Source organism: Streptomyces sp. NPDC052721 (assembly GCF_040678315.1).
In the GTDB taxonomy this organism is placed as follows: domain Bacteria; phylum Actinomycetota; class Actinomycetes; order Streptomycetales; family Streptomycetaceae; genus Streptomyces.
In genome coordinates this window covers 134,247-134,572 of the sequence record NZ_JBFATL010000024.1, presented here as the reverse complement: position 1 = coordinate 134,572, position 326 = coordinate 134,247, and positions in this window count along the sequence as shown.

Below are 326 nucleotides of genomic sequence, written 5' to 3'. Positions count from 1 at the left end.
GGCCCCTCTTCCATGCCCCGGCATCGGCCGACTCACTCGATCCAGGACGCTGTTCGAACCCAGCCGACCACGCAAGCGGATAGAGAACAGGCAGTAAAGCCGTGGAGCCGACCGCCCCAGCCACGACGCACCCCTTCTCTGACCTCAGGCGGCTGAGTGCCGTGCGCGCGGCACGGGCGCCGGCCGGGCTGGAGCGGGGCGGAGACAGGAGCGCAGGCCCGGCCGGGGGCCGGGCCGCGCGCGGGGAGCGGAGCGAGCCGCCTTGATGAAGTAGAGAAGGTCTTATCCCGCTGGGATCAGGCGCTTGCCGTCGTGGCTGCGTACGT